Source organism: Bacillus sp. FSL R10-2780 (assembly GCF_038006125.1).
Taxonomy (GTDB): Bacteria; Bacillota; Bacilli; order Bacillales; family Bacillaceae_G; genus Bacillus_A; species Bacillus_A cereus_U.
This window is the reverse complement of the sequence record NZ_JBBOUQ010000001.1, coordinates 1,353,468-1,366,709: the sequence shown is the minus strand read 5'-3', so window position 1 is coordinate 1,366,709 and position 13,242 is coordinate 1,353,468. Positions and strand designations below refer to the sequence as shown.

Below are 13,242 nucleotides of genomic sequence, written 5' to 3'. Positions count from 1 at the left end.
AAGCCGACTTGCATTTAGCAAGTCGGTTTCGAAATCTATAATCCCCTTCCAATTAAATTCGCTGAAACGGGCTGAAGATTTAAATCTCTCGCCCATATAGATAGCTGACCAATATGATGAATTTCATGTGCAATTACATGCCTTAAAACTTCACCGTATTTATATGTTTTATCTGTCCATGAAGCTTTCAATATTTTTGATTCGAAGTCGCCAGACCATAACCGCAAAAAGTTATCTAATTCTCGTCTATATAAATCAGATAATGCTTTCACTTTTTTGATTGATTGATTGATAATCTTTAAACTGTGGTTCGTTATCCTCTTTTTCTTGAAGCACACTAATCCAGCTATACTCAACATCTACAATATGGAAAAGTGTTTCTAAAATACTCCCAACACCTCCAACACGTTTGCGAAGCAATTCCTCCTCTGTAAGCTGTTCACACCACTTAAACCAATGATCTCTTACTTGCCAATTGTAATAAAATAGCGTTTTCAAATTGGAGCACCCCCACTTTTTTATATAGCCAGAAATGTTTCATTCGTATATGCTTCATTTTCCAATTAACTATGCAAAATCACATTTCTTCTACTGAGTTCCTCTACTATTTGCACAACTATTTCACTTACAGATAAAGATCCATCCAAAATGATATCTGAATTCGGCTTAACAGTATAAATTGCCTCTAAATAAGCTTTTCTCGCATGTGTTATATAATGTTTTAGATCATTATGTATTTCACTAATTGTACCTTCTTTAAAGTCACGCAAAATCCTCCTAGCCATCGCAATATCTAAAGGCGTATCGATAAATATAGTTACATCTATTAATTCGCGCATTTCACTATTTAAGTAGGCAAAGGGATAATCTACTATAATATAGTCTAAATTACTATTTTGTAGCAGATGCTGAATATCAGTAATTAATGGTGTTAGTACCCACTCATCATAATTCGCCCCATCATCAATCCATTTACAAATATCAGCAGGACAGTTATCAAATTTATAACTATCAAAGTATAGAGCCTTTGAATTCGTTAGCTCATGCGTTAAACTTTCTGTAATTGTAGTTTTCCCCCCTCCTGAAACGGCTGCAATTGAAATTATTTTTGTTTTTTTATTCATGATTTCCCACCAAACCCCTTTAGTTAACATAACATAATTATAAAGAACCGTTGCTAGTTATTGTTCCATTCATATTCTAACATACTCATTTCCCATAAGTTCCAATACGTTTCTCCTACTTTTTTTGCCTCTCTTAATAAACCTTCTTTTACAAATCCTATTTTTTCGTAACAAGAAATAGCTGACTTATTAAAGTCATAAACACCAAGAGTTACTCTATGTAGTTTTAATTCTTCAAAAGCAATACGAAGTACGGCTTTCATCATATGTTTCCCTATAGAACGCCCTCTCATTTTCGTATTACCAACTAGCACTTTTCCAATTCTAGCAGACTTATTTATATTATCTATTTGTCCAAGAGAAATATGACCAATAACTGCTTTAGTCTCTTCATCCATTATTTTGAATGCCAGTGTGTTTGCACTTTCTGCATATTTCTCTAATTGCTGTTCATTTAAAGGATATGTAAATGCATTTCCCGACCATTGTATTAAAAATTCTTCGGAATCGATCCAATTAATTAATTGTTTGAAATCAGTTCTTGTAAATTGTTGCAGCTTGATCACTCTCATTCTCCTTTCACACAACCTTTTATACACCTTCAAATTTATTTCTATATGAAAAATATATTCCCTTTTAAACAAAATAAAAAGCCATTCATAAGAATGGCTTAGCATCAATAAAGCATAATTAATCTTTATTTGCTACGTCAACACCGTTAAAATCAAACTCATCAGTAACAGTTGTAGCAGGTGGTAAAATTGCTTCAATTTTACAAAGAGATATAATTGCTGCAACTGAATCAGGAATAGCAGCTAGCTTAACAACATCGCAAGTTACCGAAGAAACAGTACCTATATAAGTACGTCCTTCAGTGTTAATTCGCACTGTTTTATTAATTAATTTTTTAAGCTCATCTCTAATTCCTTGTACACAAGAGCTGTCACATTTCTCATTCTTTTCCTTTTTACACTCTTCAAAAATGTCCCAACAATCATCATGCTTACACGTACATTTCTTTCTACAATTATTAAATCGAGAACCCAAAACCTCACCCCCTAATCCTTTCTACTAGTAAAGTATGTCCAATAGCTTAAAAGTGTACGAGACAAAAGCATAGAATAGTATGAATCCTATTGAAGGGAGGTATAAAAGAATGTCCTGGAAAAATGATTGCTGGAGTTCTAAGAAAAAGCATTGTTGTGATGACTGGTGGAAATCTAAAGAAAAGAATCATTGTGATAATGATTGGAGTTCTAAACGAAATAAGTGTCGTTGTAAATGTTTCTTTATTTGTTGTCATTGTAAAAGAAAAAATTGGTAATATTTTCAATATCGACTTAAAAGAGAGAACATGTCTTTTGTGACCGATAAATACTAGAATGTAATATACAAAAAGCTGACTAAGTATAGTCAGCTTTTTGTCAATGAACACGTAGAGATTTATTTTAATATAGTTCTTATTAGAAAAGGATTATTTTATATAGATTACTATAAGCATCCATAAAGCCAAGGCGCCAATGATAGCGAGCGCTATACGTGTAGATAGTACCCTTAATTCAAAGTCTGTTTTCTTGGAGGGTTCAGGATATGCAATTATGTAGATTCCCTTTAATAATGCAAGCCATGCAATAACCGTTAGGAACCCCTGCCAGTTGAATACCCATACATTATGTAGGATTACACTACCTAACCCTAGGAAAATCGATAGAAAACCATACATAATACCAAATCCTCTGTCTTCAACCACTAATTTTTTCAATTCACGTAGTACCGATGGACGTACGAAAAGTATTCCCGATACGATAACCGTTATCCATCCCCAAAACAATCCTAAAAAAGTACTAGTTTCCATTATTAGTTCACTCCCCTCAATTATTTATATTTCAGATATCCCCCCCTTTAGAACAATTCCAACATCTTTATATATAGGCTAAATTCTGCTCTTTTTTAATACAAACATGGCATATTCTATGCCCATCCTTAATCACCTCATTTCTCTACAAAATGAAATTTTTATATCATTCTTCGTCATCATCTATCCGAATCAACCGAAGTCGCTTTGCACTATTACCGCACACTTTTTCATAGCTTGGAGCTAACATGCACCAAAGCCAATATAATGATTTATTCGCCTTTTCACTAACCTCTAAAATTGTCCCCTCTGTAATAAAATGATCACCTTGATACAATGTATACTCGCTTGTCCCATGGAATCATCATTATTCCCCTCCCTATTAAAATAGCGTTTTTGTTTCAAATAATGCTCTCATTAATTTGGACGCATTTACCAGTATATTTACCAAAAAATTCATGATATCGTTAACTAGTCGAGTACGTCATTACTTGACGATTACCCTTAGGAGCCCCGCAGACAATCGGGGTTCCTTTTATTTAAATAAGGATTTTGTTTAAACTTTACAAAACTCATCTATATTAAACTATCTTCTAAAATTCCCATTGAACATTTATAATACTTTTAAACGGTTTAAATTCTACAATCAGTAATGGAGGCATTTTAATGTGAAACATCCCAAAAATATCATCACAACAATCAAATCCTAAGATACCCTCACAGCAAGTGAACCCTAACACCCAACAAGGTAATAATAAAAAAACAAGACGCCGTATTATAACTACTTTGGCTTTTATATTATCTGTAATTTTTGTCCTTCAATATTTTCTTAATAACCAACAAGAAATGATTAAAGAAAAACAAATCACGCTTAATACGGAGCAACAAAAATTATCTTCTTTAAAGAAGGATGGTCATTCCCTTAAAAATGATGTTAAAGCTTTAACAGGTAGTGAAGAAGAAATTTTAAAATTCGCAAGGAAACTGTATGGATTTTCCAAACCGAATGAAACTATATTTCAAATAACTGAATAAAATTACACTGCATTATCCAAAAGGCGATTTGACGATAATCGCCTTTTTATATTTAATTTCTAAAGTAAACATACTAATTTCTTTTTCTATCAAATAACTATTTTGTTTAATTTATTAAAGTACAACCGCTTGTCATCACAAGTAATTTTTATAATTAGTTAAATTCTCAATATAGTTTGTGTATATAATTCCATTCAAAGATACATAATATCCACATAACTATTTAAAAATACTTCGTTTTTATATCTAAGTTCAAAAAGGAGCTACATAACATGGATAAAAAAAATCTATTAAGTCAACAACTTGATTATGTGTCATCGGATGCGCTGAATACTCCTAGTAAAGCCCAAGAGCAAATGCAAGAAACATCTCAGGAGGCACATGATTCAAACAAAAAGGACAGTACTCAAGCTTTACATGGCGAAGATTTACCAATTTCAGCTGTATATAGAACAACGAACAAACAGTAAATTTAAAAGGGAAAAAATCTTAAGAACCAGTGAACTTAATTCTTTTCCCTTTTCCTATTTAAATAACACTTTTATATGAAACCCGTACACATTTTTGACACATCCACTATCACAATCTCCTGAAAATTCGTGATAATATTAATTTGTCGGATACGCCAAATTTCGACATTGAACGACAATAATATCTCCCTTATTGAATCCCTGTCCCCCAGGGATTTCTCCTTTTATTCATTACTTTTTTCTTCACTAAATTTTCATTCTTAACAAAATTCAATCACTCCATTGAATAGACAGCCATAGTATCCTATTTTGATAAAAACTAAAAACAAACAGACATACTTAACACTAATAGTAGATTTTTTAACTTCAAATTTACTTTTTCTCTCTTATCTTTTTGTAAACATTAAAAATGAGCTCTATTTACATAGAGCTCATTCGTAATTTTATAGTTTGCTAGACTGTAACCCCTGAATAAACGGAACTACTTCAGGATTTACAAGTGACGATAAATCTCCTAACTCTTTTCCTAAGTAAGCTGCTTTAATAACACGTCGCATTACTTTAGAATTTCGTGTTTTTGGTAAATCTTCTACAACGTGGATGTCTTTTGGACATAAAGCTTTACCAATATGAGAGTTTACTAAACTCATTAATTCTTTCTTTAACTCTCCAGAGAATATTACACCGTCTCGTAATACAACAAAACAATGACAAACTTCACCTTTTACATCATCCGGTACACCAACTGCCGCTGCTTCTATTACATCATTATGTTTCACAAGAATAGATTCATATTCAGCAGGCCCAATACGTTTTCCAGCAATGTTTAACGTATCATCTGAACGTCCTGTAATGATATATTGCTCACCGTCATAAATGACCCAGTCACCATGAACCCATTTATTTTCAAAACGTGACCAGTATGTGTTCACATAACGCTCATCATCTTCCCAGAAACTTTTCGTCATACCAACCCACGGTTTTTCTAAACATAATTCTCCGACTTCATCACGAATCGGTTTACCTTGATCATCAAGTACAACTGCTGCCATTCCTGGTAAGGATGCGTTAAAACTAATCGGTGCAATTGGTTTAATAAGGACGTTTCCGAAAATCCCACCAGAAATTTCAGTTCCACCTGAGTAGTTACAGATTGGGACCTTTCCTTTTCCAACTGTTTCAAACAGCCACATCCACGGATCTGGATTCCAAGGTTCTCCTGTTGATGCGAATACTTCTAAACTCTTTAAAGAATGTTTATTTACATACTCATCACCTTTTGCCATTAATGCACGGATTAACGTTGGCGAAATACCGAGATGAGTAATTTCATATTTATCAACTGTCTCCCATAAGCGATCTGCTTCTGGGAAGTCTGGAACACCTTCGTACATAACCATTGTTGCGCCATTAATTAAAGAGCCGAATAGTAAAAATGGTCCCATCATCCAGCCCATATCAGTTACCCATAATACGCGGTCGCCTTGTTTTATATTCATTCCAAATCCTGCATCAAATGCAGATTTTAGCGGGAAACCAGCATGTGTGTGTACTGTCCCCTTCGGCTTACCAGTCGTTCCAGATGTATATATAAGCATTAATGGATCATCACTGTTCATTTCTTCAGCATGTATAAATGGTTTTTCTTTTTCTAACGTACTCCATGAAAAATCATAATTATGCGGTGTAAAATCATTTCCTGCATGACGAACAATTACCACCTTTTCAACAGTTGGACAATGTTCACAAGCTTTATCTACTTCATCTTTTAATGAAACAATTTTCCCACGGCGTGAAAAGCCATCTGCGGTAATAACCATTTTTGAACCAGCTGCTTGTACACGTGTCATTACTGCATCAGCAGCAAAACCTGAGAATATTGGTGAAATAATCGCTCCAATTTTCATTACCGCTAACATAGCAACAACTGTTTCAGGAATCATTGGCATGTAAATTGTTACACGATCACCTTTTTCAATACCAGCATGTTTCAAACCGTTGGCAACACGGCTTACCCAGCTGTCAAGCTCTTCATATGTAAATGATTTCGAAGTTCCGTTTTCCCCTTCATACATAAGTGCTGCTTGTGTTTTCGTTTTATCGTCTGCAAGCCAGCGAGATAAAGCAGATTCTACAACGTTACAAGTTCCCTCAGTATACCACTGTGCAAACGGTGTACCATTTTCTAAATCTAACACTTCTGTATATGGTTTCATCCACTGATAGCCAACTGCTCTCTCAGCTTCTCCCCAAAACCAAGCTGTTTCTTCAATTGACTTATTATAAAAAGCTTCGTAATCTTCATAGCCTAATGATTTCATCCAACCAAATAAACGCGTTTTTTCTTTATATTCTTCTGTTGGAAACCAAACTGCTTGTTTCATGTTTTCCCCTCCTTGACTTTTTGAGCAAGAAAGCCCTAAATAGGGCTTTTAAACTGGATATACAGGATGTTTACGATCCGTGAATACTTGATATTTGCTCATATACATTTCGAATCGGCCTTTTAACTCTTCACGTAAATTGTTTGGATGAACAATACCATCAATCACCATCTCAGATGCTAAACGGTAAATATCAATATCTTTCTTATACTCTTCTCGTTTTTCAGCAATAAAGCTTGCGCGCTCTTCTTCTGGTAAAGCTGCAATTTTATTTGCATATACAGCATTGACTGCTGCTTCTGGACCCATTACTGCAATAGAAGCTGTCGGTAATGCTAAGCAGCAATCTGGTTCAAACGCTGGACCTGCCATTGCATATAAGCCAGCTCCATATGCTTTTCGAACGACGATAGAAATTTTCGGTACAGTTGCTTCACTCATTGCAGAGATCATTTTTGCACCGTGACGAATAATTCCCGCACGTTCTACTTTTGTACCAATCATAAACCCAGGTACATCTGCAAGGAATAATAATGGAATATGGTATGCATCGCATAAATTTATAAACTTCGCTGCTTTATCAGCTGAATCGTGGAATAATACGCCGCCCTTCATACGCGGCTGATTTGCAATAATGCCAATTGGCTTACCATCAATGCGTGCTAAACCTGTAATTAGTTCTTGCGCAAATAATTTTTTCACTTCAAAGAAAGAACCTTCATCAATAATTCTGTTAATGAGATCTTTCATATTGAAAGGAGCATTTTGATTTTCTGGAATGATTTCTTCTAACGTTTTATCGAACTGTTTCGGTTCTTGAGGTGTAATCAAAGGAGTCTTTTCTAAATAGTTACTTGGAAAATAAGAAATATATTGTCTTGCTTGCGTAATTGCATCTTCTTCTGTTTTACATAAAACATCTCCGCATCCTGATACTGAGCAATGCATACGTGCTCCGCCCATTTCTTCTAAAGTTACCTTCTCACCGATAACCATTTCAGCCATACGCGGAGACCCTAAATACATAGAAGCATTTCCTTCAACCATCATAACAACGTCACAAAATGCTGGAATATACGCACCACCAGCCGCTGAAGGTCCAAATAATAAACAAATTTGTGGCACTTTACCAGATAATTTCACTTGGTTATAAAAGATTCTTCCTGCACCGCGGCGTCCAGGGAACATTTCAACTTGATCTGTAATACGCGCTCCAGCAGAATCAACTAAATAAAATAACGGTACACGTAATTTTTCTGCTGTTTCTTGAATACGTAGAATTTTTTCAACTGTACGTGCTCCCCATGATCCAGCTTTTACAGTCGAATCATTTGCCATTACGCACGCAGTACGACCATGTATTTTACCAGTCGCAGTTACAACACCATCAGCTGGTAATCCAGTTTGTTCACAATTTGCAAATAATGCATCTTCCACATATTCACCATTATCGAATAAAAGAGCCAAACGATCTCGAACAAAAAGTTTCCCTTTTGCTTTGTTTTGTTCATGATATTTCGGTGCCCCGCCTTGCTTAATTGTTTCAACTCGTTCTTCAAATGAATTAGATTGTTGTTTTTGATCTAACATATTTACTCCCCCTTATACATTGGTTTGCGTTTTTCCTTGAATGCCTGTAATCCTTCTAATCTATCTTTCGTATGGATTACGCCCTCATACGCCTGTTTTTCCATTTGTAAGCCGGTATGTAAATCTACTTGAATACCATTTGAAATTGCTTCTTTTGCTAATCGAACGGCAATTGGACCATTATTAGCAATTCGATCTGCAATTTCAATTGCTTTCTCTTCTAGTAAATCAGCTGGTACTACGAATTCTACTAAACCATATTCTTTCGCTTCTTGCGCCGAAATACGTCTTCCTGTATAAATTAATTCTTTCGCTCTACCAACTCCAATTAATCTAGGTAATCGCTGCGTACCACCCGCTCCAGGTATTATTGCAAGGGAAGTTTCAGTGAGACCTAGACTTGCAGTGTCAGAAGCAATTCTAAAATCACAAGCTAAGCTTAATTCAGTACCTCCACCAAGTGCGATTCCATTTATTGCAGCAATAACTGGTTGTGGTAATTGTTCAACCATCTCCATAGTAGAACGAATCATACCCACAGCATGGCGAACTTGTTCTTCATTCATGTTGGCACGCTCTTTTAAATCAGCACCAGCGCAAAACGCTTTTTCGCCAGCCCCTGTTAAAATAACAACGCGCGTATTTGATTCTTCGTTTATTTGAGTTAATATAGTTTGTAATTCTTCTAATAATGCCAAAGATAATGAGTTAGCTTGTCTTTCACGATTTAACGAAATCTTTACAACATGCGGTGTAACATAGTCAACGGAAATGTTTTGTAATTGTAGCATATTCTCACCTACTTATCGTTTTATGTTGAAGCGCTCTATACACATGACTCGGTAATTGGATATTTAACTTACTTTGAATAAAATGACTAGCTCTCAATAACTTTTCTTCGTCTATATTTGTTTGGACACCTAACTTATGGAGCATATGTACTAAGTCATCAGTAGCAACATTACCCGATGCTCCTGGTGCATAAGGACACCCTCCAAGTCCACCACAAGAACTATCAAACGTTGTAATACCATGTTCTAAAGACTTAACTACATTTGCCAGTGCCATTCCATACGTATTATGAAAATGCATTGCAAACTGCGAAGCATCATACTTCTTTAATAAATGCTCTAATACTTGCTCTACTTGTAATGGATTTGCTACACCGATCGTGTCACCAAGAGAGATTTCATAAATGCCGTATGAGAATAGTTGATTACATATTTCGTCAACTGCTTCAACACTTATATCCCCTTCATAAGGACATCCAAATACAGTAGAAACATAGCCTCTTACCTTTTTCCCTTCGAATGTTGCCTGTTTTGTTATATCTTCAATTACACCTAATGCTTCTTTAATTGGTTTATTAATGTTACTTTTATTATGAGATTCACTTGCTGATAAAAAAACATTCACCTCATCTACATTTTGCAAAAAAGCTCGTTCCAAACCATTTTGATTTGGAACAAGCGCTGCATATGTAACATTTGGATCCCTTTTTAGCTCAGAAAATACATCACTTGCATCTGCTAATGCAGGAACCCATTTAGGGTGAACGAATGAGGAAACTTCAACGTACGACAATCCCGCTTCTGTAAGTAGTTGAATCCATTTTACTTTATCTTTTGTGCCAACAATCTTTTTTTCATTCTGTAAGCCATCACGTGGCCCGACTTCTTTAATGACAGCAAAATTAGGTAGTTTCAATTCGCTTCCCCCTATATCTCCCTATTCAATTTCTAGTAATACATCTCCTTCATTTACAAAATCGCCTTCTTGTACGTTAATTTTCATAACAGTTCCGGCTTCTTCTGAAACGATTGGAATTTCCATTTTCATAGATTCCAAAATGACGACATCCTGCTCTTCCTCTACTGTGTCTCCTACTCCTACAACAACCTTCCAAACATTTCCTGCCATCGATGCATATACTTTCGTCATCATTTTTTCCCCCTTAATATTCATAAATCTTATTTTTTAACAAGTTGTTTCGTTACAAAACCCGTTGTATAAATACCACTTTTGAACACATCATCTTCCAATACTTGTAATAGCATTGGTGTATTCGTTTTAATACCTTCTACTTTTAACTCTTGCAGCGCATCCTGTAATTTTGAAATCGCTTCTTCACGAGTTTCGCCATGAGCGATTACTTTCGCAATCATTGGATCATAGAAAGGTGTAATCGTTACTTGATTCTCCAAAAAGTGATCAATACGTACATTTGTCGGTAACGTTAGATCTGTAATTTTCCCAGGTGATGGGAAGAATGTTTTCGGATCTTCTGCATAAATACGAGCCTCGATGGCATGACCACTACGTTTTACATCATCTTGTGTAAATGATAGCTTCTCACCATATGCGATAAGTAGTTGTTGTTCAACTAGATCTAACCCCGTAATTTCTTCTGTAACTGGATGTTCTACTTGTAATCTCGTATTCATCTCTAAGAAATAAAAGTTCTTTTGATCATCTACAAGAAACTCCACTGTGCCAGCATTTGTATAACCAAGAGCTTTAGCAGCTTGTACAGCAACTTCTCCCATAGCCTTTCGTGTACCTTCATCTAAAAATGGTGAAGGCGCTTCTTCAATTACTTTTTGATTTCGGCGCTGCACTGAACATTCACGTTCCCATAAATACACTGTATTACCATGTGTATCTGCTAAAAGCTGAATTTCAATATGGTGTGCATCTGCTATATAGCGCTCTAAATACATTTCCCCGTTACCAAAGAAATTTTGCGCTCTTGTTTTATTACTTTCAAATGCTTTGGTGAGCGTTTGCTCAGTTTCCATCAACTGCATTCCAATGCCTCCGCCGCCCGCGGATGCCTTAAGCATTAATGGATAACCAATTTGTTTTGCAATTTCAATTGCTTCTTCAGCAGTTTCAATATTTGTAGTAATGCCTGGAACTACTGGCACATCTGCTGCTTGCATCGCTATACGTGACTCAATTTTACTTCCCATCTTAGTAATGATTTCTTCTGAAGGACCGATAAATACGATTCCTTCTTCTTTACAGCGAATCGGAAAAGATGGATTCTCTGATAATAATCCATACCCCGGATGGATTGCTTCAGCATTTGTCTTCTTAGCTATTTCTATAATTTTTTCAAGGTTTAAATAGCTTTCTTGGACACGTGGGCCCCCTACTAAGTAAGCTTCATTTGCCAATTTTACATGAAGGGCATTTTCATCAGCCTCAGAATAAATAGCAACGGTACGAATGCCAAGTTTTTGACAAGTTTTCATAATTCGAACTGCGATTTCCCCGCGATTAGCAATTAATATTTTTTGAAACATAGTGACTCCTCCTTTTTATCTACATCCTAAATGTCTTGCAATTACGAGACGTTGAATTTCAGAAGTTCCTTCACCAATTTCTAACAGTTTTGCATCACGAATATATCGTTCAACTTCATATTCACGCATATAGCCATATCCACCATGAATTTGTACCGCATGATTCGCGATACGACTAGCTGCTTCAGATGCAAACAACTTTGCCATAGCCGCTTCTTTACCGAAAGGTTTATCGTTATCTTTTAACCAAGCTGCTTTATGTACTAAATTACGCGCTAATTCCACTTCAGTCGCCATATCAGCTAATTTAAATTGAATCGCTTGGAAATTAGAAATTGTTTTACCAAATTGTTGACGTTCTTTCGCATATTGCAATGCACGTTCAAATGCAGATTGTGCAATACCTACTGCTAATGCTGCGATTGAAATACGTCCTCCATCAAGTGTATATAAGAATTGTTTAAATCCTTTATTTACATCACCAAGTATATTTTCTTTCGGTACACGCACACCATCAAGTACGATTTCACAAGTATTAGAAGCACGAACACCCATCTTATCGTAAGGGCTTGAAATCGTTAACCCTTCACTAGTAGTCGGTACGATAAATGCAGAAATACGTTTTCTACCATTGTCTTCAACACCGTTGATAGCGGTTACAATAATTGTATTTGCATACTCTGCATTTGTGATCCAACACTTTTCGCCACTAATAACATATTCATCGCCATCTAATATTGCTTTCGTTTGTGTGCCCCCTGCATCAGATCCAGCGTTTGGCTCTGTTAATCCGAAAGCACCTAATGTTTTCCCTGACGCCATTGGAACTAAATATTTTTGTTTTTGTTCTTCTGTACCGAAATAATAAATTGGAGAAGCACCTAATGAAATTGTTGCAGCATAGCTTAAACCAGTACCACCACAAGCACGACCAATTTCTTCAACTGCTAACGCGTACGATAATGTATCGCCACCTGAACCTCCATACTCTTCTGGGAATGGGATGCCTAATAATCCTAGTTCGCCCATTTTTTGAAATGTTTCATATGGAAACTCTGCAGTTTTGTCATAATACACAGCTTTCGGTGCGATTTCCTTTTCAGCAAAGTCACGTACCATTTCTTTAATCATTTGTTTTTCGCGAGTTAGAGTAAATTCCATTCCGCTACACACCCCTTATCGAATATTGAGTTTCGACAGCGTACGAGTTTCTACTACAAACATTACTTCTTAAAAGACACGAATATTAGTTAGACAATTGCTATAATTCTGTCATAACTTAATTTTAAAACAGATTCTGTACCAATGCACAAAAAAATTCCTACATTGTTCTACAACAACATAGGGTACTTTGTGTCGAAATATGTATTTTTTTGTTTTATAATCTCTATCTTTTTCCGAATCAGAAATTATCACTATCGTTTCTGGGGATGGTTCGAAATATGTTTTTAATAATACTTTTCATCAAATCAAATT

Annotated in this window: 15 protein-coding genes and 1 pseudogene; 3 read left to right on the top strand and 13 right to left on the bottom strand. The window is 35.6% G+C overall.

Features of this window, described 5'->3' with window-relative positions:
• Nucleotides 1-35: 35 nt before the first annotated feature.
• The 4 genes and pseudogenes from NSQ47_RS07125 to NSQ47_RS07110 form a co-directional block, all read right to left on the bottom strand.
• Nucleotides 36-498 (bottom strand): annotated as a pseudogene (locus tag NSQ47_RS07125) (DinB family protein).
• A gap of 65 nt (nt 499-563) precedes the next feature.
• Nucleotides 564-1,124 carry a hypothetical protein gene (locus tag NSQ47_RS07120; RefSeq protein WP_341036466.1) on the bottom strand — a complete coding sequence of 187 codons (561 nt, stop codon included), beginning with the start codon at nt 1,122-1,124 and terminating at the stop codon, nt 564-566.
• A 53-nt stretch (nt 1,125-1,177) separates the two neighbouring features.
• Nucleotides 1,178-1,690: a GNAT family N-acetyltransferase gene (locus NSQ47_RS07115; protein ID WP_340823908.1), complete on the bottom strand. Its 513-nt coding sequence runs from the start codon at nt 1,688-1,690 to the stop codon at nt 1,178-1,180.
• A gap of 124 nt (nt 1,691-1,814) precedes the next feature.
• Complete coding sequence (locus tag NSQ47_RS07110; protein ID WP_340823906.1) at nt 1,815-2,171, bottom strand: hypothetical protein; 357 nt, start codon at nt 2,169-2,171, stop codon at nt 1,815-1,817.
• An 89-nt stretch (nt 2,172-2,260) separates the two neighbouring features.
• Between NSQ47_RS07110 and NSQ47_RS07105 the strand changes: the two genes are divergently transcribed.
• Nucleotides 2,261-2,491 carry a hypothetical protein gene (locus NSQ47_RS07105; RefSeq protein ID WP_340823903.1) on the top strand — a complete coding sequence of 77 codons (231 nt, stop codon included), beginning with the start codon at nt 2,261-2,263 and terminating at the stop codon, nt 2,489-2,491.
• A gap of 107 nt (nt 2,492-2,598) precedes the next feature.
• Here the strand turns inward: NSQ47_RS07105 and NSQ47_RS07100 are convergent, their stop codons facing one another.
• On the bottom strand, nt 2,599-2,979 hold the full coding sequence (locus NSQ47_RS07100; protein ID WP_002127497.1) for a hypothetical protein: 381 nt from the start codon (nt 2,977-2,979) through the stop codon (nt 2,599-2,601).
• A 166-nt stretch (nt 2,980-3,145) separates the two neighbouring features.
• Nucleotides 3,146-3,316, bottom strand: a complete 171-nt coding sequence (locus tag NSQ47_RS07095; RefSeq protein ID WP_002200442.1) for a hypothetical protein — start codon at nt 3,314-3,316, stop codon at nt 3,146-3,148.
• A gap of 338 nt (nt 3,317-3,654) precedes the next feature.
• Here NSQ47_RS07095 and NSQ47_RS07090 point away from each other — a divergent pair, with 338 nt between their 5' ends.
• Nucleotides 3,655-4,014, top strand: a complete 360-nt coding sequence (locus NSQ47_RS07090) for an FtsB family cell division protein (RefSeq protein WP_341038216.1) — start codon at nt 3,655-3,657, stop codon at nt 4,012-4,014.
• Nucleotides 4,015-4,286: 272 nt separating this feature from the next.
• Nucleotides 4,287-4,484, top strand: coding sequence for a hypothetical protein (locus NSQ47_RS07085; RefSeq protein ID WP_002110011.1), 198 nt, complete (start codon nt 4,287-4,289; stop codon nt 4,482-4,484).
• Between the two features lie 443 nt (nt 4,485-4,927).
• Here NSQ47_RS07085 and NSQ47_RS07080 read toward each other — a convergent pair whose 3' ends face one another.
• The 7 genes from NSQ47_RS07080 to NSQ47_RS07050 are packed head-to-tail and all read right to left on the bottom strand — an operon-like array spanning nt 4,928 to nt 12,927.
• Entirely contained in the window at nt 4,928-6,868 is a 1,941-nt protein-coding gene (locus NSQ47_RS07080) for an AMP-binding protein (protein ID WP_340823900.1), read from the bottom strand.
• Nucleotides 6,869-6,916: 48 nt separating this feature from the next.
• The gene (locus NSQ47_RS07075) at nt 6,917-8,458 is read right to left on the bottom strand and encodes an acyl-CoA carboxylase subunit beta (protein WP_002017014.1); all 1,542 of its coding nucleotides are present in this window, start codon (nt 8,456-8,458) and stop codon (nt 6,917-6,919) included.
• A 2-nt stretch (nt 8,459-8,460) separates the two neighbouring features.
• Complete coding sequence (locus tag NSQ47_RS07070; RefSeq protein ID WP_002161717.1) at nt 8,461-9,249, bottom strand: enoyl-CoA hydratase; 789 nt, start codon at nt 9,247-9,249, stop codon at nt 8,461-8,463.
• A gap of 4 nt (nt 9,250-9,253) precedes the next feature.
• On the bottom strand, nt 9,254-10,165 hold the full coding sequence (gene mvaB, locus NSQ47_RS07065) for a hydroxymethylglutaryl-CoA lyase (RefSeq protein WP_215581775.1): 912 nt from the start codon (nt 10,163-10,165) through the stop codon (nt 9,254-9,256).
• 21 nt (nt 10,166-10,186) lie between these two features.
• Complete coding sequence (locus tag NSQ47_RS07060) at nt 10,187-10,402, bottom strand: acetyl-CoA carboxylase biotin carboxyl carrier protein subunit (protein ID WP_340823897.1); 216 nt, start codon at nt 10,400-10,402, stop codon at nt 10,187-10,189.
• A 26-nt stretch (nt 10,403-10,428) separates the two neighbouring features.
• On the bottom strand, nt 10,429-11,766 hold the full coding sequence (locus NSQ47_RS07055; protein WP_002200449.1) for an acetyl-CoA carboxylase biotin carboxylase subunit: 1,338 nt from the start codon (nt 11,764-11,766) through the stop codon (nt 10,429-10,431).
• 15 nt (nt 11,767-11,781) lie between these two features.
• On the bottom strand, nt 11,782-12,927 hold the full coding sequence (locus tag NSQ47_RS07050) for an acyl-CoA dehydrogenase (RefSeq protein ID WP_016104901.1): 1,146 nt from the start codon (nt 12,925-12,927) through the stop codon (nt 11,782-11,784).
• Nucleotides 12,928-13,242: the final 315 nt, after the last annotated feature.